The 17162-nt window shown below is 37.0% G+C and carries 14 protein-coding genes; 7 read left to right on the top strand and 7 right to left on the bottom strand.

From position 1 onward, the window contains the following. Positions 1-5: 5 nt before the first annotated feature. The 5 genes from DKG80_RS07470 to DKG80_RS07450 all read left to right on the top strand — a co-directional run bounded on the left by DKG80_RS07470 (position 6) and on the right by DKG80_RS07450 (position 6264). Positions 6-719 carry a hypothetical protein gene (locus tag DKG80_RS07470; RefSeq protein ID WP_109830689.1) on the top strand — a complete coding sequence of 238 codons (714 nt, stop codon included), beginning with the start codon at positions 6-8 and terminating at the stop codon, positions 717-719. Further along, positions 716-2539, top strand: a complete 1824-nt coding sequence (locus DKG80_RS07465) for a putative porin (protein ID WP_109830688.1) — start codon at positions 716-718, stop codon at positions 2537-2539. Before DKG80_RS07470 ends, DKG80_RS07465 begins: the two co-directional genes overlap by 4 nt. A gap of 2 nt (positions 2540-2541) precedes the next feature. Then, entirely contained in the window at positions 2542-3141 is a 600-nt protein-coding gene (gene miaE / locus DKG80_RS07460; protein ID WP_109830687.1) for a tRNA-(ms[2]io[6]A)-hydroxylase, read from the top strand. 134 nt (positions 3142-3275) lie between these two features. Next, a complete protein-coding gene (locus tag DKG80_RS07455) occupies positions 3276-4841 on the top strand; it encodes a hypothetical protein (RefSeq protein ID WP_109830686.1) in 1566 nt (521 codons plus the stop codon). A 1-nt stretch (position 4842) separates the two neighbouring features. Next, the gene (locus DKG80_RS07450; RefSeq protein WP_109830685.1) at positions 4843-6264 is read left to right on the top strand and encodes a DUF5723 family protein; all 1422 of its coding nucleotides are present in this window, start codon (positions 4843-4845) and stop codon (positions 6262-6264) included. 32 nt (positions 6265-6296) lie between these two features. On the opposite strand, the gene DKG80_RS07445 is transcribed toward DKG80_RS07450, so the two are convergent. The 4 genes from DKG80_RS07445 to nirB are packed head-to-tail and all read right to left on the bottom strand — an operon-like array spanning position 6297 to position 11690. Then, positions 6297-6971, bottom strand: a complete 675-nt coding sequence (locus tag DKG80_RS07445) for a response regulator transcription factor (protein WP_109830684.1) — start codon at positions 6969-6971, stop codon at positions 6297-6299. 8 nt (positions 6972-6979) lie between these two features. Next, on the bottom strand, positions 6980-8731 hold the full coding sequence (locus DKG80_RS07440) for an ATP-binding protein (protein ID WP_109830683.1): 1752 nt from the start codon (positions 8729-8731) through the stop codon (positions 6980-6982). Positions 8732-8784: 53 nt separating this feature from the next. Then, the gene (gene nirD / locus DKG80_RS07435; protein ID WP_109830682.1) at positions 8785-9159 is read right to left on the bottom strand and encodes a nitrite reductase small subunit NirD; all 375 of its coding nucleotides are present in this window, start codon (positions 9157-9159) and stop codon (positions 8785-8787) included. 32 nt (positions 9160-9191) lie between these two features. Beyond that, on the bottom strand, positions 9192-11690 hold the full coding sequence (gene nirB, locus DKG80_RS07430) for a nitrite reductase large subunit NirB (RefSeq protein WP_109830681.1): 2499 nt from the start codon (positions 11688-11690) through the stop codon (positions 9192-9194). A 223-nt stretch (positions 11691-11913) separates the two neighbouring features. Between nirB and DKG80_RS07425 the strand changes: the two genes are divergently transcribed. Then, a complete protein-coding gene (locus DKG80_RS07425) occupies positions 11914-12486 on the top strand; it encodes a DUF4202 domain-containing protein (RefSeq protein WP_317048729.1) in 573 nt (190 codons plus the stop codon). An 87-nt stretch (positions 12487-12573) separates the two neighbouring features. After that, positions 12574-13752: a mechanosensitive ion channel gene (locus DKG80_RS07420; protein WP_221409067.1), complete on the top strand. Its 1179-nt coding sequence runs from the start codon at positions 12574-12576 to the stop codon at positions 13750-13752. Between the two features lie 110 nt (positions 13753-13862). Here DKG80_RS07420 and DKG80_RS07415 read toward each other — a convergent pair whose 3' ends face one another. The 3 genes from DKG80_RS07415 to DKG80_RS07405 are packed head-to-tail and all read right to left on the bottom strand — an operon-like array spanning position 13863 to position 17160. Further along, complete coding sequence (locus DKG80_RS07415; protein ID WP_109830679.1) at positions 13863-14864, bottom strand: glycosyltransferase family 2 protein; 1002 nt, start codon at positions 14862-14864, stop codon at positions 13863-13865. Beyond that, positions 14857-15195, bottom strand: coding sequence for a YbaB/EbfC family nucleoid-associated protein (locus tag DKG80_RS07410; protein WP_109830678.1), 339 nt, complete (start codon positions 15193-15195; stop codon positions 14857-14859). The genes DKG80_RS07415 and DKG80_RS07410 overlap by 8 nt, the downstream gene beginning before the upstream one ends. A 54-nt stretch (positions 15196-15249) precedes the next feature. Then, complete coding sequence (locus tag DKG80_RS07405; RefSeq protein ID WP_162555745.1) at positions 15250-17160, bottom strand: T9SS type B sorting domain-containing protein; 1911 nt, start codon at positions 17158-17160, stop codon at positions 15250-15252. Positions 17161-17162: the final 2 nt, after the last annotated feature.

The following is a 17162-nucleotide window of genomic DNA, read 5'->3' as shown; positions in this document are numbered from 1 at the left end:
GCCGGATGAAAGTAATCTTGAAATTGATCGCTTTACCACTAATGATGTTGGTGGATTGGAGGTATCAGTTTAGAAAATTTATGTTTAAAAAAGGAACGTGGAAATCTGTTGCTTTCGAAATTCCGATTGTTTCTATATGTGGATTTGAAAAGAATGATAATTTAAATCTTGATATAGAAAAAGTCTCTTGTTCAGTATTTTCTAATAGCCTATGCTTACAGAAGCGAAGGTATGACGGTTCTGAGGATACAAACTCCAATACATTCTTCAACGCTATTCCTATCCAAAATAAAGATCAAGTCTATAGCTATAAGCATTTGTTATTAGCTATTTCAGAACTGTATAGTGCTTTGAAACCAGATTTGGTGGTTTTAATTGATCATGATTTCGATAGTGAAGTACGAGTAGATTTGAAAGTATTTTATACTTCACTTTCAGGATTGATTTCTGAGAGTTTAATGCCTTTAGGGAAAAGAAAATACCCTCTATCAGCTTTAAGAGATGCAGATTTTATAGTTGTTAATGAAGTAGAGTCGTTTTCTCAGATACATGATCTAATTGAGCTTGGAAGTATTGCGTCGTCACAAGTAATAGTATTAGACATTCAAAAAAAGCTAGATATATCTGACGATGAAATAAGAATTGTATCGGATCATGATAACTTTGGCAGAATTTTAAGCGAGAGCTTAAGAATTAATATACTCACAAATCAGGCGTGAAGAAACTTTTATTAATTGTAATCTTATTAGAGTTGATATCATTGAGCAGCTTTGCTCAGATTCTTGATGATTCAACTAAGCTAGTCTATGGACCTACAACTACTAGATACAAGACTGTTCTTGATCTTAAACATAGTGATACGCTTTATCATATAATGGATACATCATTATATGATTTAGAAAGGTTTCAGGAGAAGTATAAACATGAAATGCCATACTATGATTTAGGTGTAAATGGTACGGCTCTTCAGCCTATGTATTATTCTTTACCTGATCAGATAGGGAGAACCACTGGTTTTACAGCCTATGAGCCATATTACAAGAAGGTTTCTAATTTTAGATATTATGACACTAAGTCTCCATATATCAATTTAAATGCGGTTTTTGCAGGTAAGCAACGTTCTACTGTTGATTTTGAGTTCTCTAGAAATATTAATCCTCAATGGAATATTGGCTTTGATATTCATAGAATTAATTCTAATAAACAAATAGGTTCCGCAGGTCTAAGAGAAAAGCAAGCAGAAAACACAGAACTAGATTTTTATACTTTTCATAGATCTGAAGGAGGGAAATATCAAATGATGTTTCATGCTTACAAAATGGAGCATAAACTATTTGAGGAAACAGGAGGTGTTGATGAACCTGATCCGAAAGATTATTTCTTATACAGAAATGCTTCTATTGCTCTTTCTGCGACATCTAATACAGATTTTAGGCAGCGTTTTTATTTATATCATCAATACTCCATCATGCCTTCATTTGAAGTCTACAATTCGATAGAGCAAACCAGAAAACAAAATCAATTTATTTCGGATTTATCTATTGATGGAGATTATTACGATTTTGCATATTTTGATTCCGATTCTACATTCGATAAGTCTCAGTTGGATGAATTGGATATTGAACTTGGTATTAAAGGTCGAGTAGTCAATCATATTTATTACACGGCTTTTGCTAGACGTCGTGCTTTGAATCAAAAGACTCAATATTTAGGTGAATATGGAAAAGAGTTTGAGTACTATCTAGGAGGGGATCTTGTATTTCACTTAAATGATAAGAATGAAATTGGTGGAGAAGTTCAGCTTATGAATGAAGGACAATACCAGTTTAAGAGCTTTTTGCACAATAACATTTTTGAAGCTTCGTATTCTAGTATGACTTATCGACCCTCATATTTAGTAGAAGGCTATTTGGGTAATCACTATGAATGGAATAATGCTTTTAACTCAACTTTTGCCAACTCTATTCAAGGTGCTTTGCATTATGATTTTGGATTTGTCTTCCTAGAACCAGAGGCGGAGATTACTACATTGACAGATTATATTTATTTCAATACTGATAAACTACCAGCCCAAAACACTGGGACATTGTTAATAAATAAATATGGTTTGATTGCCAATTTTAAAATTTGGAACCATCTTCATTTTGACAATCAAATAGTGTTTAACAATGTTGCCGGCGACAATTCGGAGGTAATGCAAATAGCAGATTGGAATCTTTCTGGAAAGTGGTATTACGCGAATATTCTGTTCAAAGGAGATATGGAAATGCAACTTGGGCTAGATGTAAGGTGGCAATCTGAATATTTTGGGTTGGGGTATGATCCAATTACACAACAGTTTTATAATCAATATGAATTAAGAACACCTTCTTATTTTGTTGCAGACCTCTTCTTTGTTATGAAAAAAGATAACATAAGTATTTGGGTTAAGTCAAATTATGTAAACCAGCAACGAGATAGTGGCTATTTTGAAGTGCCGTTTTATCCAGGAATGAGACGTGTATTTGATTTTGGTGTAAGGTGGATGTTTTTTGATTAGATATGGAAAACGAAAAAACGACCTTAGGGCTTAATCTACCTACTGATCCTAGATGGATTAATATTGCTGAAAAGCAAATCGCCGATATTCTTATTGATCATGCTTTCTGTGAACAAAAGGCAGCTACTTCTGGAATTACTCTGATAGTCCAGTACCCAGAGAAGACAGAATTAGTAGAGACCATGACTGCACTGGTAACAGAAGAATGGGGGCATTTTAAAGCTGTGCTCAATAAGATGAAAGATCGTGGAATAAAGCTAGGAAAGGCTAGAAAAGACGAATATGTAGCTGCGGTTAATAAAATAATGAAGTCAGGCGGAAGTCGTCAACAGCAATTGACAGAAAAGCTTTTGCTTAATGCTCTAATTGAAGCAAGAAGTGCGGAGCGTTTTAAATTGCTCTGGAAGAATATTAAGGATCCAGATCTGGCCCAATTTTATCACGAACTAATGGTGTCTGAGGCTGGACATTATCATACTTTTTTGGAGTTGGCTAAGCTTTATGACGATTCTGATTATGTGAATGAAAGATGGAGAGAGTTTCTGATAGCGGAAGCGGAAATAATGAAGGGACTAGAAATTCGACCTGACCGAATGCATTAACAATTGATTCTACAGTGCTGAAACATTTTAGTTGTTTATTTTTAATAGTACATCTAATGGTTTGAGGTATTCACCGAAAATAATTCTAATTGTTTCGAGGTATTTTACAATTTCGATACGTCAAATGACCAGATATGAATAAAACTATATTTAAGAGATTAGGATGGCTGGCAATGCTTACTGGAATAGGAGCTTGCGGCCTTGAAGAAATAGATCCAGATAAAACTGTCCATAGGTTAGAATTTAGTCCAGCGATTAATATTGGTACTGATACTGTCAATGTAATTGATTTGCTTGAAGACCTAAGTGAGGGGGAAGAGGATAATGTTGAATACACTGCTGAAGAGGGGGAACCAGTTACCATGATCTTTAGGGACCGTATTGAGTTTAGTAAAAATGATGATATAGTCGATCTTCCTACACAGACTTTTAATCACTCCTTTCCAACAATAGCTGGATCTAATGTTTATACCATTCCCTTTACTTTTACCAGTGTAATTGGAGCTAGTCGATTAGATTCCCTTTACTACTCAGGAGGGATGTTAAATTATTCTCTGGCTTATCCAAATGGTCTAAACGATTATCAATGGGGGATAAGGAATACTTTTTACACTACTACTGGTCTAGAGTTCAATAGTGGTGCTAAAGTGTCTTTGGCGGGCCCAGTAAATGAAGTTATTCAAGAAGATCTAAGTAACTTCAAAACGTATTTTGAGACAGGTAATCAAATTAATTTATTTCTAGATGGTGAATTCGTAGGTGCAGGGCCAAATGCTACTCTTAATCTATCATTTGAGAATCCTAGTATTAAGCTTCTTTATGCTTTGTTTGATAAAAAGCAGCTGAATATGGATCCAGTTAGCTTTGACATGTCAGGAATAGAAGAGTTAAGAAGTATAGGAGTGAAGTTTACCGATCCAAAGTTGATTTTAGAATGTAATAATGACTATGGAGCAGATGTGCTTTTAGGTTTTGATAATGTTACAGGTGTTTTAGAAGATGGGTCGTCAATTGAACTAGAGAATACAATAGCTGAGAAGGACAGGTTAATATTGGCAGCTACCAATGCTAATACTCCAACTAAATCGGCAATTGAAATTAACAAGGATAATTCGAATATTGATGACTTAATTAGTGCTCAACCCGATAGAATTGAGATGCCGCTATTGGTAGAAATCAATCCCGATATTTCTAGTGCGACACAGAATTTCATGGCGGATACTAGTGAGATAGTAGTTGACGCAATCATGGAAATTCCAATGACTGTTCAGTTGAAAGACTATAGTTATGATTTTGAATATGATTTAGGGGATATATCAGATTTGGAAGATGCTCAACAACTTGCTATTCAAATCGCTGTAGATAATGAGATGCCAATTTTCGGATTGATTGAGCTATATATTTTAGATGAACGAGGTAATGTAATTTCTTCTTTGGTAGACTCTCAAGAGGCTAGCAATTTAGCATTTGATTCACCTACAGTCGGAGATGACGGATCAATAGCAGAATCTAAAGTTACTGTTACTCGAATTAGTTTGGTCAAAGAAGATATAGATAAAACCTTGACTGCTGCTACATTAAAAGTTGTACTGAAATTGGAGTCGTTTGATGTAGATAATCTGAAAGATGTGTCATTCTTTTCAGATGCTAAAATTGCTGTTACCGTTGGTGCTTTAGTTGACTTTGATCTTGAACTGTGATATGAAAAAATTTATATTAATACTATCAATCGTATCCATTGTTCAAAGTGCATCAGCACAGATGGATATTTCATTTTTACATGCTGGAAGTAATGTTCCCCAGGTAAATATTTTTCAACCAGTGTCGTTTCCAGATGCTAGGGTATTCGTGGCATTACCCGTTATATCTGGTGTGAAAATGAGGTTAAATGGTGAGATATCAGCCAATGACATATTTCCAGAGGGGGATTCGTATTTGAACAGGTTGTCTGATAAGAACTCTATCTCTTTTGATTTTAATACGACTTTATATCAGATTGGTTTTAGGCTTGGAGATTATGGAGCAGTAACGTTATTTGGAAATGAAAGAATAACCTCTTCCTTCGGTATGCCTACTCGAACTGCAGACTTTTTAATCAATAATTCCAAGTATTTAGGCGAATCTAGAACAGATGATGATTTTGGGTTCAATCTAAATCATTTTAGAGAATATGGAATAGGTTATACACATTCTCTGAAAATTCTAGGAGATAAGGAACTCAGAGTAGGAGGAAGATTAAAGTACTTACAAGGTGTTTTTAATATGGAAACATCTCCAGATGCGGCCGTTCATTTGAGAACTGATAGTGTCACCTTCATACAAAACATTAGAGTAGAGAATTTAATTCTTCAGACTGCTGGGCTTGAGGCAATGGATCAGGAAGATGCGGAATATCTTATAACTAATGGTAATACAGGTTTTGGGATTGATATTGGTGCTGAGTTAGATGTCAATGATAAACTTACAGTTGGTTTCGCTGTTAATGATCTTGGTAAGATTTCATGGAATGACTATGTTAAGAATTATACTATTGATGATGGAGAAATAGATCTTAAAGGAGGTAGTTTTAATGATATTGAAGAAACATTTGAAGCGCTAGCAGATAGTTTAGAGAGTTTTATAGAAGAAGAAACTAATGAAAGAGCGTATTCTAGCTCTATTCCTACTCGAGTTCTATTAGATGCGAGATATGAAGTGATCAAAGGTGGTAATGTAAGAGCTTCTACATTGTTTAAAATAGATGAAGGAAATCATGCTCAAATTTATGCACTTGGGTATTCTCAGAGTATTGCTAGAATTTTAGATGTATCTGCTACTGTTTCGTATCAATCACTACATGGTTTCTCTGTCGGAGGAGGATTGGCTGCTAGGTTTGGTTTCTTACAACTTTATGGAAGTGCAGAAAATATTCCAAACTATATATCGTCTGATGGCTTAGTCAATAATAGTTCGTTAAATTTTAGGTTTGGAGCTAATTTCTTGTTTGGACGTAAGTACAAGAAGCAGAAAGAGAATAAGGTGAAAGAAGTGAAGGTTAAGACTGAGAAGCCGGTAAAAGAAACTATTGACCCTTTTCCAGAAGAATATAATTTACAACACCTTAATGATTTAGGACACAAGTAAATTAAGATAAAACAGGTTATGAGAATGGAGAATCATTCTGAAACTAAGAATGGTTCTCCATCTATTTTTCTAAGTAATTCTGTGATGTTACTTACCTCTAACTTTTTCATTATGTTGAAACGATGAGTTTCGATCGTACGAATACTTTTGCCTAATTCGTCAGCAATGCTTTTGTTGCTATGCCCATTGTAAACCATTTGAAGTATTTGTTTTTCTCTTTTGGTAATATGGTATTCGTTTTCAATACTTTTTATTTTACTAGTAGCTGCAGGCTGCTCTCGTATATTGAGATAGTTGTTCACTAGAATATTTGAAATATCTCCACTGAAATATTTCTGGCCGTCTAGAATAGCTCTAAGCGCTTTTAAGAATTCGTCTTTGGTAGTGTCTTTCAGAAGATATCCTGATGCACCACTTTCTACTGATTTGATAATATACTCTTCATCATCGTGCATTGATAAAATTAGTGCTTTGGTATTTGGTGCTACATTTTTAAGTTTAGCAGTAGCCTCTATACCATTCATGATGGGCATTCTGATATCAGAAATCAAAATATCTGGTTGATACTCTTTGGCTTTGTCAAGAGCTTCCGCACCATTAGACGCTTCTGCTATTACCTCTACTTCTCCATCACTTTCAAGTAGGATTTTAATGCCGTTTCTTACAATGACATGGTCGTCTGCTAGGATAACTTTTATTGGGCTCATAATTTCTTTCAGCTAAGTGGTAAACTTATAGTGATTTTTGTTCCTTTATTTAATTCAGTAGTTACATCAAATTGAGCATTGATATATGCTGCACGTTCCTTCATATTGAAGATTCCATGTCCCGAAGCACCAAAGTGCCCTGCTTTTTCCAATCGCTCTTTCTCAAAACCTTTCCCATTATCTTCAACGATCACGGTGAGTTGGTTGTATGCATGAGCTACTGATATTTTAATCTCCGTACCTTCTGAATATTTAATGCTATTGTTGACAGCTTCTTGAACAATTCTGTAAAGGTTAGTCTCGACTATCTTATCCAATCGATTAATGAAACCAGTACGGTTTTCAAATAATACGGTTGTGTTGGTTAGCGCTGTGACTTCTTGGCTTATTTTCTTAAGAGCCGGTGTAATACCAAAGTCGACTAAACTGCTTGGTGCAAGATTAAATGAAACTCTTCTAACTTCCTTGATTACACTTTTCATTAATTCTTTGGTATCCTTGATACGCTTCTTCATATGAGGTGCATCAGTGGGTGTTATACCTTCAAGGTTGAGTTTCAAACCAGTAAGTAATTGACCAATTCCATCATGAATTTCGGCTGATATTCTTTTTCTTTCTTCTTCTTGACCTTCGAGAATCAATACAGATCTGTACTGTTGTTCTTTGACTCGTTTTTCAATTGCCTCTCTATTGATTTCTCTTGAGCGTTGTTTAGCTTCTTTGACTTCGGTGATGTCTCTACCAATGGCCAAGACTTTAGGCTTTTGTCCTTTACCATTAGAAGGAACCGGTTGGAAATACATGTCTAGCCAGATTAGATCACCATCACCGTCAGTTACATTAAGCTCGCCACTCCATGATTCTCCTAGGTCAACAATATTTTCAAGTTTGGTTAAGAAATCTTCATTGTAGCCTTCTTTTCCTAGCCATTTGTATAAGTTGCTTTCAAAATCAGGAGCTTCTATAGACATGATCTCCTTGAATCGCTCAGAAATGAATTCTACTTTGCCCTGACTGTTGCACTTTAGTAGGATAGAAGGTTCGTCCGCCTCAATATTTACTGATTCAAGATCTTGATAAGATTTCCCAAGTTCAGTATACAGCTTGTTAACTTCAGCAGTCATTTTCTTAGCTGCTTCCTCAGATTTTACAAGATCGTTGAAGGTTGCAACGACTCGTCTTGAAGTAGGTCTGAATAAAAAGAGGAATTCGAAAACTATAATCAGGATAGCAACTGCAAAAAGGATAAATTCAAGTTTGCTGAGTATTTGAACTTTGCTTTTAGCCTCTTGGTCATACTGATATACAATAGCATCCATTCCTTGAAGAAAAGATTCTTCTACTGAAATAATGCTGTCAACATACTTATGTAAATGAGTAGTGTCTTGAGTAGATGTACTCAGAATAGCTTCTGAATTTTTGAGTATTTCGGAGAAATATGGCTCTACATTAGCGAAAAGACTAAGTACTTCTGCTGAATTTATTCCACTTACTCCCAAAGTATCGCTTCCTTCCTGAAGAGCTACATGCGATAGCTTCCAAAGATCAGTAGTAGCACTTAACTCCTGATATAGATTATGATTGGTCGGGTCAATCTTAATTTTGAGGGCAATTTTACAAATCTTCTGGCTAAGCATTCGTTGCTTACCAGCAACGTTGATTACCCTGGAATCAAAGGATTGCTTCTTTATAAACGACTGAATCAATATTTGACTGACTATAATAGTCAGTACAATGCTGGCTAATGCAATGAGATACATTAGCCCTAGTTTTCGAAACGGTGTTATTTTTAGCACCCGTAATAATACTTAATTTAATCAGCGAATCCTACGTAAACGAAGCCGTCTTCTACCTTTACTGGGTACGTAGCTAATTCGCATTCAGTTCCGTTAAGGTTTGTTCCGTTTTTTAAGCTAAATGTCTTCTTGTGAAAAGGACAAGCGACCTTTGGTTCTTCTCCTTCTGTACCCAACATTCCACGTGATAAAATCATCTGATGTTTGTGAGGACAAAGGTTTTGAGTAGCATACCACTCGTTTCTTCTGGTGAAATTGTAAACTGCTATTTGAAGACCTTTATATTCGATTGCTGCACCACCATTGGCTGGAAAGGCATCTTCTGAAGCTGCCTTGAACCAGTTAGTTACCTCTTCTGTTTTTACAGTTTTATATTCCAATACTTCGCTCATGTCTTTATTGTTTCTGTGATAGATCTAGTCAATTATGCTGGAAAACCCCATTCAGCAGGTTTCTTTTGTCCTCTCATTTCATCCCATTTCATTGTTGGATCAGGAATTTCTGTATTTACAAAATGCTTGAACTTCTTACGTAGTTCTGGGTTGTTCACTACCTCTTTCCATTCACATTTGTACGTATCTACCATGAACTGCATTTCCTTCTCTAGATCCTCAGCTATTCCTAGCGAATCATTGACCACTACATCTATTAAGTAATCCATTCCGCCTTCAAGCTTGTTCAACCAAGTCGCTGTTCTGTTCAATGGTTCTGCAGTTTTAATGTAGAACATTAAGAACCTATCTATGTATTTTAAACAGGTCTCGCTATCAATATCTCCAGCTAATAACTGTGCGTGTTGAGGATTTGATCCACCATTGCCACAGACATATAAGTTCCAGCCTACTTCAGTCGCAATAATACCAAAATCCTTACTTTGAGCTTCTGCACACTCCCTTCTGCATCCAGAAACAGCCGATTTCAATTTGTGAGGAGACCTTAACCCTCTATACCTTTCTTCTACCTCTATCGAGAAGGACACAGAATCATGAAGACCGTATCTACACCAAGTAGACCCGACACACGACTTAACCGTTCTTAGGGATTTTCCATATGCATGACCACTTTCAAAACCAGCATTGATCAATTCTTCCCAAATGTCAGGGAGCTGGTCTACTCTTGCTCCGAAAAGATCTATTCTTTGTCCACCAGTGATTTTAGTGTACAGATCATATTTTTTAGCTACTTGTCCGATTACAATTAATTTGTCAGGTGTGATTTCACCACCAGGAATACGTGGAACTACTGAATACGATCCCCCTTTTTGTATATTGGCTAAGTACTTGTCGTTTGTATCTTGGATAGAATCGTGACCATTTTCTAGAATCATCTCATTCCATGTACTAGCTAGTAATGAGGCTACTAATGGTCTACAGGTCTCACATCCATCTCCTTTTCCTACCGTGTCAAGCAATTCTTCGTAGGACTTGATTTTCTTGACTTTGATGATGTCAAGAAGCTCTTGACGAGAATAATCAAAATGCTCACATACGGTTTTCTTGATAGTAACCCCCATTTTCTTCATTTGCTCGTTGAAAATGTCGGCTACGATAGGAGAACAGGCACCGCAGCCAGTTCCGGCTTTGGTGCATGTCTTTACAGCAGCAATATCTTCTAGGCCTTCTTCTACAATAGCCTTGCAGATGTCACCTTTTGTTACGTTTTCACAAGAACAGATTTGGGCAGAGTCAGGAAGTTCCATTCCCAGTTCTTCTCCACCTCTAGCTCCCAAAATCAAATCTTCAGGGTTTGGAGGTAAAGCCATACCGTTCAAACAAACCTGAAGTAGCATATTATACTGTTCTGCATCACCTACTAGGATACCACCAAGTAGTGTCTTGCCATCTTCAGAGATGTTGATTCTTTTATAAATTCCTTCGAGTTTATCTTCGAAAATGATTGGTTTATGAGGAGTACTTTCGCAAAATGGATCCCCAAAACTTGCCACGTCTACACCTATCAGTTTAAGTTTGGTAGACATATCATAGCTTTCGAATGATTTTTCACGCTTAGATATTAGTTGGTCTACTACTACGTCGGCCATTTCATAACCTGGAGCCACAAGTCCATATATCATGCCCTTGTGAAGAGCGCATTCGCCAATAGCGAAAATATTTTCGTCATCAGTTTGAAGAAGGTCATTAACTACTATACCACCACGAGGTCCTACGGATAAATCACAGGTTTTAGCAAGTTCATCTCTTGGTTTGATACCTGCGGAGATGACGAGCATTTCAACATCTAATGAAGTCTCGTCTGCGAATTCCATTCCAGTCATTTTACCGTTTCCAGAAATGTTGGAAGTGTTTTTGTTCATGTGGATATTAATTCCTAAAGCCTCCATTTTAGAAACTAAAGAATCAGATCCAGCATTGTCAAGTTGTCTAGGCATTAACCTTGGAGCGAATTCTATTACATGTGTTTCTTGCTCAAGATCCAGCATTGCTTTAGCAGCTTCCAAACCTAAAAGTCCACCACCCATCACGGCAGCTTTCTTTGTGTTTTTAGCATATGCTATAATTGCGTCAAGGTCTTCAATGGTTCTATAAACGAAGACCCCTTCTTTTTCTACTCCTTTGATAGGTGGCACAAATGCTCCAGAACCAGTTGCTAAGACTAATTTATCATATGAGATGGTCGTTCCTTTGTAACTGGTAACAGTCTTTGCAGCTCTGTCAATCGAAGTGATAAGTTCTCCAGAAATAAGTTTAACGTCATTCTCCTCATACCAGCTTCTTGGAGCCATTTCCAAATGCTCGACGGAAGGATTGGTAAAGTATTCACTCAAGTGTACTCTGTCGTACGCTACGTGAGGCTCTTCACCGAATACAGTGATTTCGAATTGATCTTTTCCAGCCGCTGCTCTCAGTTTTTCACAAAACTTATAGCCGACCATTCCATTACCTATTACAACGATTTTTTCCATTTCCTTCAAATTGATATTCAAAACTACGTACTTCTACTGATAAAACAAGTAGTGTTACGTAAAAAAGTATTCTTTATCGAAAATTTCTACGTAATTAAGAATAGATCTGATTAAGATGGAATGAGGTGTGTATGCTGATTCTATCCAAGTAATTAATTCTAGAAGGGTATAATAGATTGCGTTGATGTTTCTAGTTTTGAGTGTATGCTTAAATCCTATGGAAATGCTTGAAAATGTCCTCAAAAAGATAGATGAGATCAATTCGGAAGATCCTAATAAAGAAGTAGTCGATGGAAAAGAACTGCCTAAAGAATTGGTTTATGGTCAGAGAATGACTGAAATGTTAGGTGAATATGATTCATCTCCTTCCGAAGAAATGCAGATTGCCGCTCGTGGACAGCATATACGTAGATGGGATATTCAAAGAAGTGAATATCCTATGGGTCGTGCGGGATATTTCAAATGGAGAACAATGGTAAAAATTTACCATGGTGAACTCTTGTCAGAGATCATGGAAGAAAATGGTTATTCTCAAGATTCGATGGATGAGGTAGTGAAATTGGTGACTAAAAAGAAATTGAAAACGGATGAGCCATCCCAGCAATTAGAAGATGTTATATGTCTAGTGTTTTTAAAGTACTATTTCCACGAATTCGCTAAGCTTCATCAGGAAGAAAAGGTAATCGATATTGTAAGAAAAACTTGGGGTAAAATGACTGAAAAAGGACACGAGATGGCATTGAAATTAGAATATGTACCCGAGGATTTAGCGTTGGTACAGAAGGCTTTGAGCTAGTTTGTACGATACATAAATTAATTTCATTTTTTTGAAATTACATAGGCTTCTCCTAAATTCAGTAGTAAACTAAAACTATACTGAACTATGGATTTTACCTCATTACTGCATAGAATCTCTGAAACATTACACGATGCTCTTCCTGGAGTACTTGGTGCGATTGTTTTCTTCATCGGAGGGTGGTTGTTTTCACTTCTAATAAGAAGGATTGTTCACGGATTGATGAAGAAGACTGAGTGGGATGAGAAATTGCTTGGAAATACTATTGTAGATACTAATAAGTTCATCGCCAATCTAGTGTATTACATCTTGATGGTGATTGTGCTATTGATTGTATTAGAGATGCTTGGCGTAAGCTACGTACTTGATCCAATCAAAAATATGCTGGATGAATTTTTATCTTATATAGATAATGTATTCGCAGCTTTGGTTATCACTTTTATCGGTTATATACTGGCCAAGTTTGCTTCGAACTTGGTAAGAATGACAGGAAGCTTCTTAGATAGATTGATGGAAAGCGTAGGCTTTAATGATACTGAGAAGTTTGTGCATTTTATCCAGCAGCTGGTTTTCTTACTGGTGTTTATACCAGTAATTATTTTAGCTCTGAATGCTCTTGATCTAGATGCTATTACTACTCCTGCCAATAATATGTTGCATAAGATCATGGATGCGGTGCCACATATTATCGGAGCAGCATTGATTATAGCCTTATTTTATATTCTCGGAAGGTTTGTGACCAATTTCGTAAAAGACCTTTTGACCAATCTTGGTGCAGACGATTGGAGTAAGAAATTGAATTTGTTTTTTATCAGTGATGAGCAGTCATTTAGTACTGTCGTATCTAATGTATTGTTCTTCTTTATCATTTTCACAGGTGTGGTGACAGGTTCAGATATGCTTGGATTCGAAAGAATGAGTGAAGTTTTACATTCTATTCTCAACTTGACAGGCAGTATACTATTTGGGTTAGTCGTGATGGTGATTGGTAATATCATTGCTACAGCAATTCACAAGTCAATGTCTAAAAAGAGTGAAGATGCATTTGCTGCCAGTGCTGTAAAGATGTTGATCATAGGATTATTCTTTGCGATTTCGCTTAGGACTATGGGGATAGCGAACAGCATCGTAGAGTTAGCATTTGGGTTGACTCTTGGATCTTTAGCAGTGACAATTGCATTGGCATATGGTCTTGGGGGGAGAGAAGCCGCTGGAGAGCATATGAAACAAATTCTGAATAAGTTCAGAGGAAGTGATAAGAAATAAAAATCAGGAAATTAACGGGTGTAGACGCTCGGCCATTTGGTCGAGCGTTTTTCTTGTAAGGCTAATGAAGCTCCTGGTTTTAAGGCTGTTTTTATCTGATGGTAATTGGTTTACAATAGGTTGTATTTCTTTTTTCCTTTGATGAAATAATCGATTAGAATATACTTAGAAGGGCCTTGGCAGGTGTTTGTCGTAGTTGTAGAAGTACGTTTACGCCAATGAATGGAGGCTTTAGCATAGAAATGGAAGTGAGCTTTGATCACAGCGATGAAATGACCAAATGAATGATCTTTCCATAGTTTGATGGCTGCTATACCGTCTAGCGTAAGTTTAACAGGGATTTTCCATACAAGATTGATAGCAGATTCGTTTTTTAGAATCATTGCTAAGTTGTTTCTAAAATTAAAATAAGTTTTTCGTGGGTTGATTTTGTTGAGTGTACCGCCACCTACATGATAAACTGTACTATCAGGAATGCAGTATATTTCATGACCAGCTCTTTGAAGTCTCCAGCAAAGATCAATTTCTTCCATGTGAGCAAAGAAATCCTCATCTAGTCCCCCAACTTCATTGTAAAGTTTTGTTCTGACAAACATGGCAGCTCCAGTAGCCCAAAATACTTGTAATGGAGAATTGTACTGTCCAGAATCTTTTTCTAACGAATCGAAAACCCTTCCTCTACAGTAGGGGAAACCAAGTGTATCTATGAATCCACCTGCCGCACCGGCATATTCGAAATATTCTTTTTGATTATAATCTAAAATCTTGGGTTGACAAGCAGCTACTTTAGGGTTGGAATCCATGAAGTTGATGATGGGCTCTAGCCAATTGGGAGCAACTTCAATATCTGAATTCAGCAATACAGTGTATTCATAATCAAGTTTGGATATTACGCGATTATATCCTCCTGTAAACCCATAATTCTGATCCAACTCTATAAGCTGGACATCGGGGTGGTTTGATTTCAGGAAATCTACAGATCCATCAGAAGATAGATTGTCCGCTACTATTACATCTGCACTGGGACTGTTCTCAACGACATTGGTCAAGAATGTTTTTAAAAATTCTTCCCCATTGTAGTTGAGGATAACTACAGCCGTCTTTTTAGCCATTGAATAGTTTGCTAAAATCCATGCCTGGTATATTAGGGAGAGTGCCTTCCGTTTGTTTTTTAATGTGTTCAGCGCCTAGTTCTCCAGCTTTTTGAGTAGCGATATTGACTGCAGCGACCACCAAATCTTGAATGACTGTTTTGTCTGCACTATTTAATAAGGACTCGTCTATATCAATTTTGATGACTTGTTTTTTACCATTGGCTACAGCTTTAACCAATCCAGCTCCAGATTCTCCTTCAGCTTCTATGGCACCTAGTGACTCTTGAGCTTCTTTCATTTTTTCTTGAAGCTCTTTGACCTTACCCATCATGTTCATCATGTCAAACATATCCCGTCTATTTGATTTGAAAATAAGAAACGGCTAAGCTAGTAAATCGGTTGGTTATAGATATCTAAAAAGTGTTAAAACACCATTTTGATAATGGCTGCGACCTTCAAGATCCGTGAAGTATACCTTGTAGAGATAGGTTCCTTGTGGTGAATCACCTGTTCGGTCAGTGCCATCCCAGCCGTAGTTTTTGTCAGTAGTAGAATAGATTTGGTTTCCCCATCGATTGTAGATGTCTAGTTTATAGTCCGCTATGGCAGGCCCCTGATGAACAAAAGTGTCGTTGACTCCATCTTCGTCGGGAGTGAATGCTGTGGGGAAGTATAAAACTGTCTCGATCTTAGTAGTAATTACATTTGAATAGGAATAGACTGGTGGAGAATCCAGTGAAGTAGCTTTGATTCGGAGGTATTTGTCTGTAGGGTCTTGATTAGAAAAGTCGATGGATTTAGAACGTCCACTAAGCACCTCAAACTCTTCAAGAATATTTCCTGATTCGTCTAGTTGTTCAAGTGTATAACCTTGAATTCCGTTTTGCCACTCTTCGTATCTATTCCATTCGTAGGTGATGATTTTGCCACGGTTATTAGACTCTGCTAGTACCACTGGAGTAGTAGCTATTGACGGAGTGGATTCATTTTCACAATCATCGGAATAACTTACTCTATAGGATGGTGCTTGATTAAGACGGATATCCTTATCAACTGCGACAAGCTCGGTCGTATTCATCCAGTCAGACCAGTCTCTGTTACCCACCTTTCTTTGGACGACATATTGATCAAAAGGAATTTCACCGTCATTTGGTTTGTCCCAAGTCACTATTACCGAGTCTCCACTGAATGTCGATGAAGGGTTGCCGTTAATGATCGGAAGAGATTGTGTGTTAGACGCAGTAATAGTAGAACTCATTGAAAGAGACTTGCCCTGTTGGTATAGCTGCTGCACTTGATAAGAGTAGTCTTTGTTGCAAACGATTAGACTATCAGTATGTGAAGAAGAGGTGGTAGGAAGGTTTATGAGAATAGAGTTATCTCTAATTATTTCAGTGGTTTTTGCATTGGAGTTGTCTGTAGACCAATTCATTCGATTTCCTTTTTCATCTGAGGAGGTGTCCAGTATGATCGAACAGATGACTTCGGATTTGTAACTATCTCCGTTGCAAACATCAAAAGACTCTAGTTGGTAGCAGTGATAGTCAGTAGCTGTATTGATAGGTGAAATATTTGTTTGGTTACTGGAAATAGAACCTTGGAGTGTTAAATTTTTACTGTCTCCATTTCCATAGTATAGGTTATAATCTACGCCTGCATCTAGCGTATGAGTCAGTAGGATCGAACCAGAAGTATTTTGGTCTATTACTTCTACGGTAGATAGTAATGGAGGTGTCAATGAGGTGACCGTAGAAACAGTTTCTACTTGACTGCCACAGTTACTATTTCCACTTGTCAAGATACCAGTTACTGTAATGTTGTAGACACCACTTGAACCAAAATCAAATTCATTGGTAAAAGAATTTGGGTTGACTATATCTGTCCTGAGTCCATCAAAATCGACTTCATAGCGATCATAGTAGTCATTAGCAGTTTCTACTCTGACCTTGTGATTAGCACATTTGTGGATTGTAAATTCAGCGTTTTGAGGTTCTAATATTTCTACTAGAAGAGAATCGTAATTGTCAGTGCCTAGGCTGGCATCATTGACCAACTGAACGATGTAGAAAGAACCTGCGGTGTTGTAGGTATGAGAAAGCGTAGAGGTAAAAGAGCCAACCAGATTTTCATACCAATAGACAGGGGCAGGGGAGAAAGTACCTATTTGAGTAATAGTGATAGTAGTTCCTGTACAGCCTCTCCTGTAGTCTACTTGGAAGCGACCTTTTTTACTGCTCGATTGGCTTTGGACTGTATGAGTCATGCTAATTATTAGCACGATAGCCAGACCAAAGCCAATTTTAAACAGTTTCAATT

The sequence above is a fragment of the Reichenbachiella versicolor genome, assembly GCF_003171675.1.
GTDB classification, from domain to species: Bacteria; Bacteroidota; Bacteroidia; order Cytophagales; family Cyclobacteriaceae; genus Reichenbachiella; species Reichenbachiella versicolor.
The sequence above is the reverse complement of the archived record's forward strand: the minus strand, read 5'-3'. Positions and strand labels throughout refer to the sequence as shown.